The sequence below is a fragment of the Bradyrhizobium sp. Arg237L genome (assembly GCF_029990105.1).
Classification (GTDB): domain Bacteria; phylum Pseudomonadota; class Alphaproteobacteria; order Rhizobiales; family Xanthobacteraceae; genus Bradyrhizobium.
Map to the genome: position 1 here is coordinate 23,715 of NZ_JAQMIL010000087.1, position 17,869 is coordinate 41,583.

The window sequence follows — 17,869 nt, forward strand, 5'->3', positions numbered from 1 at the left end:
AAGATGAACAAAGCGCGTTCCTGCAGCGCAGCACAAGAGGAGAGCAGCAAAAAGGCCGGCAAAAAGCCGGCCTTTTCGTGAGTACCGTAGTTTTGCGGGGTGTTACTCCGCAGGCGGCAGCGCCAGCGGCTCCGCTTCGGGCGCGGACGGCACGATCGCCGCCTGCTTCTCGCGCTCGTCGAGGATCAGCTTGTCGCGCTTCATGGCGACTTCGCGGATCCGAGCCATCGAGGCGCCCGTGCCTGCCGGGATCAGCCGGCCGACAATGACGTTCTCCTTGAGGCCTTCCAGCGGGTCCACCTTGCCGTTGACGGCGGCTTCGGTGAGCACGCGGGTGGTCTCCTGGAACGAGGCCGCCGAGAAGAACGAGCGGGTCTGCAGGCTCGCCTTGGTGATGCCGAGCAGCACCGGGGTTCCGGTCGCGGGCTTCTTGCCCTCTTCCTTGGCCTTGGTGTTGAGCGCGTCGAACTCGATCTTGTCGACCTGCTCACCCGAGATCATGTCGGTGTCGCCCTGATCGGTGACCTCCACCTTCTGCAGCATCTGACGGACAATCACCTCGATGTGCTTGTCGTTGATGAGCACGCCCTGCAGCCGGTAGACCTCCTGGATTTCGTTGACCAGGTAGGCAGCGAGCTCCTCGATGCCCTTGATCGCCAGGATGTCGTGCGGCGCCGGATTGCCTTCGACGATGAAATCGCCCTTTTCGACGATGTCGCCGTCCTGAAGGTGGATGTGCTTGCCCTTCGGGATCAGGTACTCGCGCGGCTCCTCGGTCTTGTCGGTCGGCTCGATCGAGATGCGGCGCTTGTTCTTGTAGTCGCGGCCGAAGCGGATGGTGCCCGCCACTTCCGCGATGATCGCCGCATCCTTCGGCTTGCGCGCCTCGAACAGTTCGGCCACGCGCGGCAGACCGCCGGTGATGTCGCGGGTCTTGGCGCTCTCGGTCGAGATACGCGCCAGGATGTCGCCGGGCTTCACCTGCGCACCGACGTCAACCGACAGAATCGCGTCGACCGACAGCATGTAGCGGGCATCGCCACCACGCGCCAGCTTCATCACCTTGCCGTCCTTGCCCTTGACCACGATGGCCGGGCGCAGATCCGCGCCGCCACGCGTCGATCGCCAGTCGATGACGACGCGCTTGGCGATACCGGTGGATTCGTCCAGCGTCTCCGAGATCGACTGGCCCTCGACCAGGTCCTCGAACCCGATCGTACCCTCGACCTCGGTGAGCACCGGACGGGTGTACGGATCCCACTCGGCGATGCGCTGGCCGCGCTTGACCATATCGCCCTCGTCGACATGCATGCGCGAGCCGTACTGGATGCGATGGGTCGCACGCTCGGTGCCGTCGGCATCGACGATCGCAACCACCATGTTGCGAACCATCGCGACCAGGTGGCCTTCGCTGTTGCGGGCGATCGCCTTGTTCCTGATCACGATCTTGCCGTCGAAGTTCGACTCCACGAACGACTGCTCGTTGATCTGCGCCGCGCCGCCGATGTGGAACGTACGCATCGTCAACTGCGTGCCCGGCTCGCCGATCGACTGCGCCGCGATCACGCCGACCGCCTCGCCGTGGTTGACCGGGGTGCCGCGGGCGAGATCGCGTCCGTAGCACTTGGCGCAGATGCCGTTGATGAGCTCGCAGGTCAGCGCCGAACGGATCTTCACCTCCTGGATGCCGGCCTTCTGGACGGCGTCCACATGGGACTCCTCCATCAGCGTTCCGCGCGCGATCAGGACGTCGTTGGTCGCGGGATCGCGCACGTCATCGCAGGCCACGCGGCCCAGGATGCGCGAGCCGAGCGAGGCGACCACCGTGCCGGCATCGATGATGGCGCGCATCTTGATGCCGAGATGGGTGCCGCAGTCGCTGGACGTGATGATACAGTCCTGCGCCACGTCGACCAGGCGGCGGGTCAGGTACCCGGAGTTCGCGGTCTTCAACGCGGTGTCCGCGAGGCCCTTGCGGGCGCCGTGGGTCGAGTTGAAGTACTCGAGCACCGACAGGCCTTCCTTGAAGTTGGAAATGATCGGCGTCTCGATGATCTCGCCCGACGGCTTCGCCATCAGGCCGCGCATGCCGGCGAGCTGGCGCATCTGCGCCGGCGAACCACGCGCACCGGAATGCGCCATCATGTAGATCGAGTTGATGTCGGCATCCGCCCCGCTGGCCGTCTTCTTGGTCGAGGAGATCTCCTTCATCATCGCCTTGGCGACTTCTTCGCCAGCCTTCGACCAGGCGTCGACGACCTTGTTGTACTTCTCGCCATGGGTGATCAGGCCGTCATTGTACTGCTGCTCGAAATCCTTCGCCAGCGTACGGGTCTGGTCAACGATCTTCCACTTCGACGCCGGCACGACCATGTCGTCCTTGCCGAACGAGATGCCGGCCTTGAAGGCGTTGTAGAAGCCGAGCGCCATGATGCGGTCGCAGAAGATCACCGTCTCCTTCTGACCGCAGTGCCGGTAGACCTGGTCGATCACGCCGGAGATCTCGCGCTTGGTCATCAGCTTGTTGATGATGTCGTACGAAGTCCTCGGGTGCTTCGGCAGCAGGTTGCCGAGCATGACGCGGCCCGCGGTGGTTTCGATCCAGCGCTTGCTCTTCTTGCCTTCCTCGTCGAGGCCCTCCCACCGGTACTTGATCTTGGTGTGGAGGTGGATGACCTTCGAGTGCAGGGCATGCTCGAGCTCGGCCATGTCGCCGAACATCTTGCCCTCGCCGGGCAGGCCTTCGCGCATGATCGAGACGTAGTAGAGGCCGAGCACGATGTCCTGCGACGGCACGATGATCGGCTGGCCGTTCGCGGGGTGCAGGATGTTGTTGGTCGACATCATCAGGACGCGCGCTTCGAGCTGCGCCTCGAGCGACAGCGGAACGTGCACGGCCATCTGGTCGCCGTCGAAGTCGGCGTTGAACGCGGCGCAGACCAGCGGGTGAAGCTGGATCGCCTTGCCCTCGATCAGCACCGGCTCGAACGCCTGGATGCCCAGGCGATGCAGCGTCGGCGCGCGGTTCAAGAGCACCGGATGTTCGCGGATCACCTCGTCCAGGATATCCCAGACCTCGGGCCGCTCCTTCTCGACCAGCTTCTTCGCCTGCTTCACGGTCGTCGACAGGCCCTTGGCGTCAAGCCGCGAATAGATGAACGGCTTGAACAGTTCGAGCGCCATCTTCTTCGGCAGGCCGCACTGATGCAGGCGCAGCTCGGGACCGACCACGATCACCGAACGGCCGGAATAGTCGACGCGCTTGCCGAGCAGGTTCTGACGGAAGCGCCCCTGCTTGCCCTTGAGCATGTCGGCGAGCGACTTCAGCGGACGCTTGTTGGCGCCCGTGATGACGCGACCGCGGCGGCCGTTGTCGAACAGTGCGTCGACGGCCTCCTGCAGCATGCGCTTCTCGTTGCGGATGATGATGTCGGGCGCGCGCAGCTCCATCAGCCGCTTCAAGCGGTTGTTGCGGTTGATGACGCGGCGGTAGAGGTCGTTGAGGTCAGACGTCGCGAAGCGGCCGCCATCGAGCGGCACCAGCGGGCGCAGATCCGGCGGAATCACCGGAATGACCGTCATGATCATCCATTCCGGCTTGTTGCCGGAGACGCGGAAGGCCTCGACGATCTTCAACCGCTTGGCGAGCTTCTTGTGCTTGATGTCGGAGTCGGTCTCCTGCATCTCGGCGCGCAGCGAGAGCTCGAGCTTCTCCAGCTCGAGGCCCTTCAGCAATTCACGGATCGCCTCGGCGCCGATCATGGCGGTGAAGCTGTCCTGGCCGTATTCGTCCTGCGCCCTCAGGTACTCGTCTTCCGACAGGAGCTGACGGTCCTTGAGCGCGGTGAGACCCGGCTCGAGCACGACGTAGTACTCGAAGTACAGGATGCGCTCGAGATCCTTCAGCGTCATGTCGAGCAGAAGGCCGATGCGCGACGGCAGCGACTTCAGGAACCAGATGTGGGCGACGGGCGCTGCGAGCTCGATATGGCCCATGCGCTCGCGCCGGACGCGCGACAGCGTGACCTCGACCGAGCACTTTTCGCAGATGATGCCCTTGTACTTCATCCGCTTGTACTTGCCGCACAAGCACTCGTAGTCCTTGATCGGCCCGAAGATGCGGGCGCAGAACAGCCCGTCCCGCTCCGGCTTGAAGGTGCGGTAGTTGATGGTCTCCGGCTTCTTGATCTCGCCGTAGGACCAGGACAGAATCTTCTCCGGGGACGCGATCGAAATCCGGATCTGGTCGAAGACCTGGGCCGGCGTCGTCGGATTGAAAAGATTCATAATCTCTTGGTTCATGGTCTTCTCCGTCTGCCGACTTTCGTCGGCCCATGCATTCCTTTTCTGTCATGCCCCGCGAAGGCGGGGCATCCAGTAATCACCGCAGCCGCGGGTTACTGGATCGTCCGCCGGAGCTTGTCATCGGGCCGGCCTTTTGCCGGACCCGTTGGCGGACGATGACGGCGGCAAAGGCGGCGTCACCGCCGCCTTCACGAAATTACTCGGCCGCTTCCGACGTCGGCGCCGGTCCCACCTTGGAATTGTGCAGGTCGACGTTGAGGCCGAGCGAGCGCATTTCCTTGACCAGCACGTTGAACGACTCGGGGATACCGGCCTCGAACGTGTCGTCGCCGCGCACGATCGCCTCGTACACCTTGGTACGGCCGGCGACGTCGTCCGACTTCACGGTCAGCATCTCCTGCAGCGTGTAGGCCGCGCCATAGGCTTCCAGCGCCCACACCTCCATTTCGCCGAAGCGCTGGCCGCCGAACTGCGCCTTGCCGCCCAGCGGTTGCTGGGTGACCAGCGAGTACGGGCCGATCGAGCGGGCGTGGATCTTGTCGTCCACCAGATGGTGCAGCTTCAGCATGTAGATGTAGCCCACCGTCACCTTGCGATCGAAGGGATCGCCGGTGCGGCCGTCATAGACGGTCGACTGGCCGGAGGCGTCGAAGCCGGCAAGCTTCAGCATCTCCTCGATGTCGGCCTCCTTGGCGCCGTCGAACACCGGGGTTGCGATCGGCACGCCATGGCTCAGATTGCGGCCCAGCTCGATCAGCTCGTTGTCGTTCAGTGAGCGGATCGTTTCATCGTCGCCATAGATCCTCTTCAGGGTCTCGCGCAGCGGCTTGAGATCCTGCCTCTGGTAATAGGCGTCGATGGTCTGGCCGATGCGCCTGCCGAGGCCGGCGCAGGCCCAGCCGAGATGCGTCTCGAGGATCTGGCCGACGTTCATGCGCGAGGGCACGCCGAGCGGGTTCAGCACGATGTCCGCATGCGTACCATCCTCGAGGAACGGCATGTCCTCGATCGGCACGATCTTGGACACCACGCCCTTGTTGCCGTGGCGGCCGGCCATCTTGTCGCCGGGCTGGATCTTGCGCTTCACCGCGACGAAGACCTTGACCATCTTCATCACGCCGGGCGGCAGTTCGTCGCCGCGCTGCAGCTTTTCGACCTTGTCGAGGAAGCGCTGCTCGAGCCCCTTCTTCGACTCGTCGTACTGCTTACGCATCGCCTCGATCTCGGCCATCAGCTTGTCGTTGGGCGAGGCGAACAGCCACCACTGCGACTTCGGATACTCATCGAGCACCGCGCGGGTGATCTTGGTGTCCTTCTTGAAGCCCTTCGGACCGGAGATGCCCTGGCGGTTCTCCAGAAGCTCGGCGAGACGGTTGTAGACGTTGCGGTCCAGGATCGCCTGCTCGTCGTCGCGGTCCTTGGCGAGACGCTCGATCTCCTCCCGCTCGATCGCCAGCGCACGCTCGTCCTTGTCGACGCCGTGGCGGTTAAACACGCGGACTTCCACGATCGTGCCCTGCACGCCCGGGGGCACGCGGAGCGAGGTGTCGCGGACGTCGGAGGCCTTTTCGCCGAAGATGGCGCGGAGCAGCTTCTCTTCCGGCGTCATCGGGCTTTCGCCCTTCGGCGTGATCTTGCCGACCAGGATGTCGCCGGCGCGCACTTCCGCGCCGATATAGACGATGCCGGCTTCGTCGAGGTTCTTCAGCGCCTCTTCCGAAACGTTCGGAATGTCGCGCGTGATTTCCTCCGGACCCAGCTTGGTATCGCGGGCCATCACCTCGAACTCCTCGATGTGGATCGAGGTGAAGACGTCGTCCTTCACGATCCGCTCGGAGAGCAGGATCGAGTCTTCGAAGTTGTAGCCGTTCCACGGCATGAACGCGACCAGCACGTTGCGGCCGAGCGCGAGCTCGCCGAGATCGGTCGACGGACCGTCAGCGATGATGTCGCCCTTCTTGACGATGTCCCCCACCTTCACCAGCGGACGCTGATTGATGCAGGTCGACTGGTTGGAGCGCTGGTACTTCATCAGACGGTAGATATCGACGCCCGACTTGGTCGGATCGAGATCTTCCGTGGCGCGGATGACGACGCGGGTGGCGTCGATCTGGTCGATCACGCCCGAGCGGCGGGCCGCAATCGCGGCGCCCGAGTCCCGGGCAACCACGCCTTCCATGCCGGTGCCGACGAACGGCGCCTCGGCGCGAACCAGCGGCACCGCCTGGCGCTGCATGTTCGAGCCCATCAGCGCGCGGTTGGCGTCGTCGTTCTCAAGGAACGGAATCAGCGCGGCGGCCACCGAAACGAGCTGCTTCGGCGACACGTCCATGTAGTCGACCTTGTCAGGGGTCACCGGCAACACTTCGCCGGCGTGACGGCAGACCACGAGGTCTTCGGTGAAGCGGCCCTTCGGATCCAGCGGCACGTTGGCTTGCGCGACGCGGTAGCGGCCCTCCTCCATCGCCGACAGGTACACCACCTCGTCGGTGACGCGACCCTCCTTGATCTTTCGGTAGGGCGTCTCGACGAAGCCGTATTTGTTGACGCGCGCAAACGTCGCGAGCGAGTTGATCAGGCCGATGTTCGGACCTTCCGGCGTCTCGATCGGGCAGATACGGCCGTAATGCGTCGGGTGCACGTCGCGCACCTCGAAGCCCGCGCGCTCGCGGGTCAGACCGCCCGGGCCAAGCGCCGACAGGCGCCGCTTGTGGGTGATCTCCGAGAGCGGGTTGGTCTGGTCCATGAACTGCGAGAGCTGCGAGGAGCCGAAGAATTCACGCACGGCGGCCGCCGCCGGTTTGGCGTTGATCAGGTCCTGCGGCATGACGGTGTCGATATCGACGCTCGACATGCGCTCCTTGATCGCGCGCTCCATGCGGAGCAGGCCGATGCGGTACTGGTTCTCCATGAGTTCGCCGACCGAGCGCACGCGACGGTTGCCGAGATGGTCGATGTCGTCGATCTCGCCCTTGCCGTCGCGCAGGTCGACCAGCGTCTTGATGACGGCGAGGATGTCTTCCTTGCGCAGCGTGCGATGGGTGTCGGGCGCATCGAGCTCGAGGCGCATGTTCATCTTGACGCGGCCGACCGCGGAGAGATCGTAGCGCTCGGAATCGAAGAACAGCGACTGGAACATGGCCTGCGCCGAATCCAGCGTCGGCGGCTCGCCCGGACGCATCACGCGGTAGATGTCGAACAGCGCGTCCTCGCGCGTCATGTTCTTGTCAGCCGACAGGGTGTTGCGGATATAGGCGCCGACGTTGACGTGGTCGATGTCGAGCAGCGGCAGGTCCTTGTAGCCCTGCTCGTTGAGCGACTTCAGGAGCTTCTCGGTGATCTCCTCGCCGGCTTCGGCGTAGATCTCGCCGGTCTTCGGATTGACGAGGTCCTCGGCGAGGTAATTGCCGACCAGTTCCTCATCCGACAGACGCAACGCCTTGAGGCCCTTCTCCTGCAACAGGCGGGCTTGGCGAACGGTGAGCTTCTTGCCGGCCTCGAGCACGACCTTGCCGGTGTCGGCGTCGATCAGGTCGTTGACCGTGGAATAGCCGCGGAAACGGTTGGCGTCGAACGGCACGCGCCAGCCTTCCTTGGTACGCTTGTAGCTGATCTTCTTGTAGAAGGTCGAAAGGATCTGCTCCCCGTCGAGACCGAGCGCGTACATCAGCGAGGTCACGGGAATCTTGCGGCGGCGATCGATGCGCGCGAACACGATGTCCTTGGCGTCGAACTCGATGTCGAGCCAGGAGCCGCGATAGGGGATCACGCGCGCCGCGAACAGGAGCTTGCCCGAGGAGTGGGTCTTGCCCTTGTCGTGGTCGAAGAACACGCCCGGCGAGCGGTGCATCTGGGAGACGATGACGCGCTCGGTGCCGTTGACGACGAAGGTGCCGTTCATGGTCATGAGCGGGATGTCGCCCATGTAGACGTCCTGCTCCTTGATGTCCTTGACCGACTTGGCACCGGTCTCCTCGTCGATATCGAACACGATGAGGCGCAGCGTCACCTTGAGCGGCGCAGCGAAGGTCATGCCGCGCTGGCGGCACTCGTCGACGTCGTATTTCGGCGGCTCGAACTCGTAGCGCACGAACTCCAGCATTGAGGTGCCGGAGAAGTCCGAGATCGGGAACACGGAACGGAACACGGCCTGCAGGCCTTCGTCCGCCCGCCCGCCCTGGGGCTCATCGACCATCAGAAACTGGTCGTAGGACGCCTTCTGAACCTCAATGAGGTTCGGCATCTCCGCGACTTCCTTGATGTGACCAAAGAACTTGCGTACGCGTTTGCGACCGGTGAATGTCTGCTGCGCCATCGGGGCCTCTCATTTTCGCCGCCCTTTTGGGGCGTACCTTCCGGAGCGCGGCTGCCACCGCGCCCGGGTTGAATTTCGATTCGTTTCGAAGGAACAAGGGCCAAATTCAGGAACCAAATCCTCAATTCGTTCTTGTCACCTTCAAAACGCAAAAGGACGCGCGGGGCGCTTGACGCACCCGCCCGTCAAAACTTCTCGCTTCACGGACTGAAAAAGCCCGAAATCTGCCTGTCTCCCAACGGTTCCCGTGGAAGCCCTGCCGCCCCCGCCGCCAACCGTGTTTTCCGCTGCCACCCCGATATGGGACGGCGATCATGGAGATTCGAGGGTTAAGTCTACGAATCCCCACACTTTTTTGTGTATAACCCGTAGCGCGACAACCCGTCGCACGCCTTTTGCATGGCGGGGGCGCGCCGGGCGCACCCCCGCCTCGCGCATTACTTGAGTTCGACCTTCGCGCCAGCCTTCTCGAGCTGGGCCTTGATCTTGTCGGCTTCTTCCTTGTTGACGCCTTCCTTGACCGGCTTCGGAGCGCCTTCGACAAGGTCCTTGGCTTCCTTCAGGCCCAGGCCGGTGATGGCGCGGACTTCCTTGATAACCTCGATCTTCTTGTCGCCGGCCGCAGCCAGCACGACCGAGAACTCGGTCTTTTCTTCGGCCGGAGCGGCGGCGGCGCCACCAGCGGCGGGACCAGCCACTGCCACGGCAGCGGCGGCGGACACGCCCCACTTCTCTTCCAGGAGCTTTGCGAGTTCGGCCGCTTCGAGCACGGTGAGGCTCGAGAGGTCGTCGACGATTTTCTGCAAGTCAGCCATTGATCTGTTTCCTTAAACGTTTGGTTCGAACCAGGGTTTGAGTTTTGCGAAGGGCGTCAGGCCGCTTCGCCCTTTGAGGCATGAGCCTGAATGACGCGCGCGAGCTTGGCCGCGGGCGCATTGGAGAGCTGGGCGAGCTTGGTCGCCGGGGCCACGATGAGGCCGACGATCTTGCCGCGCAGTTCGTCCAGCGACGGCAGCGAGGCAAGCGCCTTGACGCCATCGACATTCAGGACGGTTTTACCCATCGAGCCGCCGAGGATGACGAACTTCTCGTTCGCCTTGGCGAAATCGATGGCAACCTTTGGCGCCGCAACCGGATCGTTGGAGGTAGCGATCACGGTCGGCCCCTTCAGAAGGGAGCCGATGGCAGCGACGTCCGTGCCTTCAAGAGCAATTTTGGCGAGACGGTTCTTCGAGACCTTCACCGAGGCGCCCGCCTGCTTCATCTGCATGCGCAGCTTCTGCATTTGGGCGACGGTGAGGCCGGAATAGTGAGCAACGATCGCAACGCTCGTGGTCTTGAAGACCTCGTTGAGCTGTTCGACCGCCTCTTTCTTTGCCGCTCGTTCCACAGCAAGCTCTCTCCGGTTGGCGGTCTTTCGCTCGCGCGGGACCGCCGGGTTGCACCCATCGTCCCACCCAAACCTTATGCCTCGGGACCGAAGTCCGAGGGACACGCCGGGCAAGACGACATTCTTGAAGCCTGCCCTCCCGTCGGCCTTTCGGCCGCGGGCTGTCGAGGTTCGAACCAAGTCGGCTTCTGCAAGGCCCGCTTAAGGCTCCGCGCGAAGCAAATCCGGTTTTCACCCGTCTATGCAGGCCATGCGATTAAGCCGTTGAAAAACCGAAGTTTGTCGCGGGCGCCTGCAGTCTCGGACAGGATCGAGGCCAACGGCTTAAGCCGCAGCCCCTGCCCTCATCCCAACGGGGCCGACGGGGTCGCTTCCTTTCGAGCAATCCAAGTGGATGCCTGGAAGGAAAACTCTCCTATCGAGCCAAGTTTTCGGAATGCGAGCACGAGCGTGCCAGCGACCGCCAGCACGCCCGGAGCCGGTTATTTAGCGGCTCGGCCCGCGCTTGCCAAGAGCAAAATTCGGGCCGCGGACAGATCAGGCGAGCCGAACCGGATAAGGCAGCGGTTTGCCGGCGAAAAATGCCTCGAGATTGGCCAGCACGCAGTCCTGCATCGCCACATGCGATTCCAGGGTGTGGCCGCCGATATGGGGCGTCAGTACCACGTTCGGCAACGCGGTGAGCGCGTCCGGCGCGTGCGGCTCGGTTGCGTACACGTCGAGACCAGCACCGGCGATGGCTTGGTCCGACAGTGCCGCGAGCAGCGCGGCCTCATCGATTACGGAACCGCGCGAGATGTTGACGACGAAACCGTCGCGGCCGAGCCGGCGGAGGATATCGGCATTGACGGCGTGGTTGTTGTCCGGCCCGGCCCGCACCGCGATCATCAGGACGCTGCACCAGTCGGCCAGCGCCTCGAGGCTCGAAAAATACTGATACGGCACGTCGTGCCGGCTGCGGCTGAAATAGCCGACTTCGGTCTCAAAGGCGGCGACGCGCGCGGCAATCTTGCGGCCGATCTCGCCCATGCCATAGACGCCGACCTTGCGGCCGCGCATGCCGGCCAGCGGCCGCATCATCGGCGATGGTTTTGCCCCCGCCCAGTCGCCGCCCCGCACATAATTGTCCGCGACCAGCAGCCGGCGGACCGCCGCCAGCATCAGCGTCACCGCAATGTCGGCCACCGAGGCCGCATTCGCGCCGGGACTGTTGCCGACCGCGATGTTGCGCTTCGCGGCGGCCGCAAGATCGATGCCGTCATAGCCGGTGCCGTAGCAGATGATCGCGCCGAGCTTCGGCATCATGTCCATGGCGTCGGCCCCGAGTCGCCCGCTGCCGCCGGCGGTGATCAGCGCCCGGATGTCGGCGAGTTCCGCAGCCGAGAACGCCTCGTTCAGCCGCTTGCCGGCGGCGTTCAACAGTTCGTAGCGCTCGCCGAAGCGCTGGAGCTGGGCCTTGGGAAAGCGCGAATAGATCAGGACCTTATCGGGCATTGTTGTTCTTTCCTGCAAGCTACGCCACGCCGTAAAGCGAAGGGCGGAACCGGCTGCCCGATCCCGCCCTCTTTATTCATGCGCTATGCCAGCGGTTAGCCGAGCAGCGTGCCCGGCTCGACCTTCACGCCCGGGCCCATAGTGGAGGAAACCGCCACGCGCTGGACGTAGGTGCCCTTGGCGCCGGCCGGCTTGGCCTTGACCACGGCGTCCGCGAGCGCCTTGATGTTCTCGACCAGCTTGTCCTCGGAGAACGAGGCCTTGCCGACGCCAGCCTGGATGATACCGGCCTTCTCGACGCGGAACTCGACCGAGCCGCCCTTGGCGCCCTTCACGGCGCCGGTGACGTCCATGGTCACGGTGCCGATCTTCGGGTTCGGCATCATGCCGCGCGGACCAAGCACCTTACCGAGGCGGCCGACCAGCGGCATCATGTCGGGGGTGGCGATGCAGCGGTCGAAGTCGATATTGCCGGCCTGCACCTTCTCGACCAGGTCTTCGGCGCCGACGACGTCGGCACCCGCCGCCTTGGCCTCATCCGCCTTGGCGCCGCGGGCGAACACACCGACGCGGAGCGTGCGGCCGGTGCCGTTCGGCAGGGTCACCACGCCGCGCACCATCTGGTCGGCGTGACGCGGGTCGACGCCGAGATTGATCGCGACCTCGATGGTCTCGTCGAATTTCGACTTGGCCCGCTCCTTGACCAGCTTGATGGCGTCCGCGAGCGGGTAAAGCTTTTCGCGGTCAATACCTTCGCGGGCCTTCTTCAAACGCTTTCCGATTGCCATGGCGCCTTACCCCGCAACTTCCAGACCCATCGAACGGGCAGAGCCCTCGACCATCTTCATGGCCGCTTCGACGGTGTCGCAATTGAGATCCTTCATCTTCTTCTCGGCGATCTCGCGCACCTGCGCTTTGGTCACCTGGCCGGCCTTGTCACGGCCCGGCGCCTTCGAGCCGGACTGGATCTTGGCAGCCTGCTTCAAGAAGTAAGACATCGGCGGCGTCTTCATCTCGAAGGTGAAGGAACGATCCGCATAGATGGTGATAACCACCGGGATCGGGGTGTTCTTCTCTTCCTTCTGCGTCTGGGCGTTGAACGCCTTGCAGAATTCCATGATGTTGAGACCGCGCTGACCAAGCGCGGGGCCGATCGGTGGCGACGGGTTCGCCGCACCGGCCGGGACCTGAAGCTTCAGGTATCCGGTCACTTTCTTTGCCATGTATCACTCCTGTTGTGCCGGACATTGTCCGGCGGGTTCAGGTTCCGTGGTTCGGACCGGGAGCGGCTGGCGACCGCCCCCTTCCTCCCACGTCCTCTTCAAATCAGACCTTCTCGACCTGACCGAATTCCAGTTCGACCGGGGTGGCACGGCCGAAGATCGAGACAGCGACCTTCACGCGCGAGCGCGCCTCGTCGATTTCTTCCACCACGCCCGAGAACGAGGCGAACGGCCCGTCGGCCACCCGCACATTCTCGCCGATCTCGAACGACACCGACGCCTTCGGTCTTTCCACGCCCTCCTGCACCTGGTGCAGGATCCGCATGGCCTCGGCTTCCGAGATCGGCATCGGCTTGTTTTCCGCGCCCAGGAAGCCCGTCACCTTCGGGGTATTCTTGATGAGGTGGAAGGCTTCGTCGGTGAGCTTCATCTTCACCAGCACATAGCCGGGGAAGAACTTGCGCTCGGCGTCGATCTTGCGGCCGCGGCGGACCTCGGTGACCTTCTCGGTCGGGACCAGCACCTGTTCGAACAGCTCTTCCAGCCCCCGCTGCTTGGCCTGTTCGCGGATCGATTCCGCCACCTTCTTCTCGAAGTTCGAGTAGGCGTGGACGATGTACCAGCGCTTGTCCATGGATTGCGTTAACGTGCTCATCAGTGGATGCCCAGGATGAGGGTAATAAGATAGCGGATGATCTGGTCCGCGGCGAAGAAGAAGATCGACGCCAGCGCGACCATCACGAACACCATGATCGTGGTGATCGTCGTCTCACGACGGGTCGGCCAGGTGACCTTGGCGGTCTCCGAGCGCACTTCCTGCAGGAATTTGAACGGGCTGAAAGCCATTCTTTAAAGTCCGCGTCCGTCGTCAGACGATTCAAGTGTTTCAGGAATCCGAACAGTCCTTGAGCGCCCAGCCCTCTCGCGAAGGATGAGCCGGTTAACAGGCTCGGTTGTTCGGGGGATTTAAAGCCGCGCCGGATATCCGCCTTTTAAACGCGGGCCGGCTGCAGGTGGCGGGTATGTACTGCGGGAGCGGTGAAAGGTCAAGATATGCGCATGCTGGCAGGAGTGGCAGGGCTCGAACCTGCGACCCCCGGTTTTGGAGACCGGTGCTCTACCAATTGAGCTACACTCCTAAGGAACCGAAGCGTTGCCGCCGGTTCGCGCCGTTTGAAGCACAGGGCATGCCCCGAATGCAAGGGTGAAGCGGTAAACACCCTGTTCAAGATCACACTTCTCGGCCAGACTTTAGCCGTCGCCGCGACAACAAGAAGCAACGGGAGAGACCATGACCGCGCAAACCGCCCCCAGGCCGACATCCGCCCCGCAGACGCCACCCCTGCCCTCCGCCAGGCCGGAGCAGCTTGACCTCTCCAGCGTCCGGCTGCAGCGGATGTCCGACACCTTCAAGCGCGAGGTCGACAAGGGAACCATCCCCGGCGCCACTGTGCTGGTGGCCCGCCGCGGCCAGATCGGCTGGTTCGACACCATCGGCCGGCAGGCCCCCGAGGGGGCGCCGATTGCGCATGACACCATCTTCCGCATCTTCTCGATGACCAAACCGATCGTCTCGGTCGGCATCATGATGCTGCTGGAGGACGGCCACTTCCTGCTCAGCGATCCCGTCGCGAAATTCATCCCGGAGTTCGCCGAGACCAAGGTCGGCGTCGAGCACAACGGCCAGCTCGAGCTGGTGCCGGCCAACCGCCCGATGACGATCCAGGACCTGCTCCGCCACACCTCCGGCCTGACTTACGACCACACCGGCAACGGCCTGGTGCAGCAGCTCTATCAGCAATCGCGGCTGCGCAGCCGCAAGATCACCAATGCCGAGCACGCGACCCTGCTCGCGAGCATGCCGCTGATCTGCCAGCCCGGCGCCGAGTTCAACTACAGCCGCTCCACCGACCTCCTCGGCAGCATCATCGAAGTCGTCAGCGGCAAGACGCTCAGTGCCTTCCTGACCGAACGCATCCTGGCGCCGCTGCAGATGACCGAGACCGGTTTCTACACCGGCGAGGAGAATGCCAGCCGGCTCGCCGAGGCATTCTCGACCGATCCCTGGACCGGCGAGAAGGTGCAGCTTTTCAACATGCTTGAGAAGCCGGCGATGGAATCCGGCGGCGGCGGGCTGGTCTCGACCACGATGGACTATGCCCGCTTCTCGCAGATGCTGCTCAACGGCGGCGCGCTCGACGGCACCAGGATCATCGGCCGCAAGACGCTGCAACTGATGGCGTCGGATCACCTCGGCCCGCACGTGAAGATCCAGGGCACGCTGGTCCCACCCGGCCACGGCTTCGGCCTCGGCTTTGCGGTGCGCACCCATCAGGGCATCGCGCCGTTTCCGGGCTCGGTCGGCCAGTTCTTCTGGAGCGGCGTCGCCGGCACCTTCTTCTGGATCGATCCGGTCGAGGAGCTGTTCGCGGTGTTCATGTCGCAGGGCCCGGGCCAGCGCGACTATACCCGCACGCTGGTCAGGAACGGCGTCTACGCGGCGCTGGACTGAGCCGACCGGCGCGCGATCAACTGATCGTCGCGCCGCCGTCGATCACCACCGTCTGGCCGGTCAAGAAGTCGCCGGCCTTCGATCCCATCAGCACCGCGCAGCCGGCGATCTCGTCGGGGATGCCGATGCGCTGCAGCGGCGAGCGCGCGGTCGAGGCTTTCAGGTTCTCCGGATTGTCCCACAGCGCCTTGGCAAAGTCGGTCTTGATCAGGCCGGGCGCGATGCAGTTCACGCGGATATTGTGCTTGCCGTATTCGCAGGCGAGATTGCGCGCGAGCTGCATGTCGGCGGCCTTCGAGATCGCGTAGGCGCCGAGGATGGTCGATCCCTTCAGGCCGCCGATCGAGGACACGATGATGATCGAGCCGTCCTTGCGCTCGATCATCTGCGGCACCACCATCGAGATCAGCCAGTTGTTGGCGACGATGTTGTTCTCAAGGATCTTGCGGAACTGGTCGTCGGAGATGCCGGCCAGCGGGCCGTAATAGGGATTCGACGCCGCGTTACAGACCAGCACATCGATCTCGCCGAAGGCGCGGTTGCTTTCGTCGACGAGGTTCTGAAGGTTCTCCTTGCTCGAGATGTTCGCCGCGACCGCGACTGCGGTACCCTTGCCGAACTTGCCGTTGATCTCTTTCGCCACCTCGTCGCAGACATCGGCCTTGCGCGAGGAGATCACCACCTTGGCGCCATGCTCTGCCATGCGCTCGGCAATGGCGCGGCCGATACCGCGTGTCGAGCCGGTGATGACGGCGACTTTTCCCTTCATGTCGAATAAGCTCATGTTTCTCTCCCACAAATGATGTCTTGATGTTGGTTCCGAGCTAAGCAGCGTTCGCCATCGCGGACAACTGTGCGTCAGGCGAGCTTGTTCTCCGGCACGACTTCCGGTCCGGCCGGCTGATGCATCGCGGCATGCTTTGCGTCCGCGATCCATGGCTGCTGGTTCACCATCGGCAACCGCCAGAGGCTGGTGTCCGCGCTCGCGAAATGGTCGAGCCGCGTCACCGAACAATTATCGATGTCGAAGGCAAGTCCCCTCTCCGGCTGGCCGCCGAGCGCCAGACCGACGGCAGCCTTGATCGTGCCGCCATGACCGACCGCGATCACGTCCTTGCCGGCTTCCGCGACATCGATCCGCACGATCGCACGGCAGACACGGGTATAGAGATCCATGAAGCTCTCGCCATCAGGCGCGGGCTCGTTGATATCGGCGAACCAGTGGCTGCCGACCGGGCGGCTGGCAAGGAACGCCGCGCGGTTCATGCCCTGCCACCGGCCGAGATGCTGTTCGGCGAAGGCGGCTTCCTTCGCCATGCTGGCAGGCTTCGGAAAGCCCGCAGCCCAGATCGCCTCCGCGGTCTGATGCGTGCGCATCAGGTTGCTTGCGTACCAGACCGCGGTGCGCGGCAGGATCTTCGCGACCGCGTCGAACACTTCGCGATCGCTGGTGTCGCATTCAATGTCCTTCTGGCCGTAGATGTTGCCGCCATCGCTGCGCACCGGCGCATGCCGAACCCACCACCACCGCGTCGTGACTACCTTTGACTTGTCAGCATTGGACATCACAAGACCCCTTGAATAGTGTGCACGTGTCCTACGTCAGAGCACATAACGTCTCAAGTGACTTGTCTGAAGTGACTCGGGCGTTTGAAATCTTGTTTGAATTCCGCGCAGCGGCAAGCGCCGATACGCAAAGCTATCAGGGAGAAACACATGGGCCGCCTCGAAGGCAAATCCGTCATCATTACCGGCGCGGGAAGCGGCATCGGGCGCGCTGCCTCTCTGTTGTTCACGAAGGAAGGCGCAAAACTGATCGCGGTCGACCGCGCCGAGGGCGTGAACGAGACCGCAAAGCTCGTCCGCGAGGCCGGCGGCACCGTCGAGGCCGTGATGGCGGATGCAGGCTCCGAAGCCGACGTGAAGGGCGTCATCGATAAAGCACTTTCGAAATACGGCAAGCTCGATGCGATCTGGGCCAATGCCGGTGTCAGCGGCGGCCTGGTGCCGCTCGCCGACCAGACGGTCGAGCACTGGCTGGAGGTGCTGCGCATCAACCTGATCGGACCGTTCCTCGCGATCAAGCATTCGATCCCGCATATGACCAAGCAGGGATATGGTTCGATCATCTGCACCGCGTCGGTGGCGGGGTTGAAAGCCGGTGCCAGCGGACATCCCTACGGCGCCAGCAAGGCCGGCGTCATCAGCCTGGTGCAGACCACCGCCTATTCGCTGTCCGGCACTGGCGTGCGCATCAACGCGGTCTGCCCCGGCCTGATCGAGACCGGCATGACCAAGCCGGTGTTCGACCGCGCCAAGGAGCGCGGCACCTCCGACAAGATCGGCCAACTCAATCCACTCAAGCGCGCCGGCCAGCCGCACGAGCTCGCCGCGATGGGATTGTTCCTTGCAAGCGATGAGGCGTCTTACGTCAACGGTCAGGCGATCCCGGTCGATGGCGGCCTCACGGCGTCGATGCCGTACACGGGCAAGCCGATTTAGGAATGATTGCGGAACATGACGCGCATTCTTCCCTTCTCCCCTTGTGGGAGAAGGTGTCGCGCATGAAATGCGCGACGGATGAGCGACTATCTGGATTGTCAAGTTGCATTGGCGTAAGCGGCACGCGC

The 17,869-nt window shown here is 63.6% G+C and carries 13 protein-coding genes and 1 tRNA gene; 2 read left to right on the plus strand and 12 right to left on the minus strand.

Translation table 11 applies throughout. The features are described 5' to 3' along the window. Positions 1-102: 102 nt before the first annotated feature. From rpoC to OZ411_RS36900, 10 genes are all read right to left on the minus strand, one after another. The gene (rpoC, locus tag OZ411_RS36855) at positions 103-4,302 is read right to left on the minus strand and encodes a DNA-directed RNA polymerase subunit beta' (RefSeq protein WP_130577504.1); all 4,200 of its coding nucleotides are present in this window, start codon (positions 4,300-4,302) and stop codon (positions 103-105) included. Between the two features lie 199 nt (positions 4,303-4,501). Further along, positions 4,502-8,620 (minus strand): DNA-directed RNA polymerase subunit beta, encoded by a 4,119-nt coding sequence (gene rpoB, locus OZ411_RS36860; RefSeq protein ID WP_130577505.1) that lies wholly within the window; start codon positions 8,618-8,620, stop codon positions 4,502-4,504. Positions 8,621-9,057: 437 nt separating this feature from the next. Next, positions 9,058-9,435: a 50S ribosomal protein L7/L12 gene (gene rplL, locus OZ411_RS36865; protein WP_130577506.1), complete on the minus strand. Its 378-nt coding sequence runs from the start codon at positions 9,433-9,435 to the stop codon at positions 9,058-9,060. 56 nt (positions 9,436-9,491) lie between these two features. After that, the gene (gene rplJ, locus OZ411_RS36870; protein ID WP_130577507.1) at positions 9,492-10,010 is read right to left on the minus strand and encodes a 50S ribosomal protein L10; all 519 of its coding nucleotides are present in this window, start codon (positions 10,008-10,010) and stop codon (positions 9,492-9,494) included. A gap of 537 nt (positions 10,011-10,547) precedes the next feature. Further along, positions 10,548-11,504 carry a 2-hydroxyacid dehydrogenase gene (locus OZ411_RS36875; RefSeq protein ID WP_282531865.1) on the minus strand — a complete coding sequence of 319 codons (957 nt, stop codon included), beginning with the start codon at positions 11,502-11,504 and terminating at the stop codon, positions 10,548-10,550. 95 nt (positions 11,505-11,599) lie between these two features. Next, on the minus strand, positions 11,600-12,292 hold the full coding sequence (rplA, locus tag OZ411_RS36880) for a 50S ribosomal protein L1 (protein WP_130577509.1): 693 nt from the start codon (positions 12,290-12,292) through the stop codon (positions 11,600-11,602). A gap of 6 nt (positions 12,293-12,298) precedes the next feature. After that, positions 12,299-12,727, minus strand: a complete 429-nt coding sequence (gene rplK, locus OZ411_RS36885) for a 50S ribosomal protein L11 (protein ID WP_282531866.1) — start codon at positions 12,725-12,727, stop codon at positions 12,299-12,301. Positions 12,728-12,830: 103 nt separating this feature from the next. Then, complete coding sequence (nusG, locus tag OZ411_RS36890) at positions 12,831-13,361, minus strand: transcription termination/antitermination protein NusG (protein ID WP_130577520.1); 531 nt, start codon at positions 13,359-13,361, stop codon at positions 12,831-12,833. A gap of 20 nt (positions 13,362-13,381) precedes the next feature. Further along, positions 13,382-13,573, minus strand: a complete 192-nt coding sequence (gene secE / locus OZ411_RS36895; protein WP_016840554.1) for a preprotein translocase subunit SecE — start codon at positions 13,571-13,573, stop codon at positions 13,382-13,384. A 217-nt stretch (positions 13,574-13,790) separates the two neighbouring features. Further along, a tRNA-Trp gene (locus OZ411_RS36900) sits at positions 13,791-13,866 on the minus strand. A gap of 152 nt (positions 13,867-14,018) precedes the next feature. Here OZ411_RS36900 and OZ411_RS36905 point away from each other — a divergent pair. Continuing rightward, entirely contained in the window at positions 14,019-15,239 is a 1,221-nt protein-coding gene (locus OZ411_RS36905) for a serine hydrolase domain-containing protein (protein ID WP_282531867.1), read from the plus strand. Positions 15,240-15,255: 16 nt separating this feature from the next. On the opposite strand, the gene OZ411_RS36910 is transcribed toward OZ411_RS36905, so the two are convergent. Together OZ411_RS36910 and OZ411_RS36915 are read right to left on the minus strand one after the other, a co-directional pair. Continuing rightward, a complete protein-coding gene (locus OZ411_RS36910; protein ID WP_282531868.1) occupies positions 15,256-16,023 on the minus strand; it encodes an SDR family oxidoreductase in 768 nt (255 codons plus the stop codon). Positions 16,024-16,097: 74 nt separating this feature from the next. Next, positions 16,098-16,805, minus strand: a complete 708-nt coding sequence (locus OZ411_RS36915) for a histidine phosphatase family protein (RefSeq protein WP_282531869.1) — start codon at positions 16,803-16,805, stop codon at positions 16,098-16,100. Positions 16,806-16,955: 150 nt separating this feature from the next. On the opposite strand from OZ411_RS36915, the gene OZ411_RS36920 reads away from it, so the two are divergent. Beyond that, complete coding sequence (locus tag OZ411_RS36920) at positions 16,956-17,741, plus strand: SDR family oxidoreductase (RefSeq protein ID WP_282531870.1); 786 nt, start codon at positions 16,956-16,958, stop codon at positions 17,739-17,741. Positions 17,742-17,869: the final 128 nt, after the last annotated feature.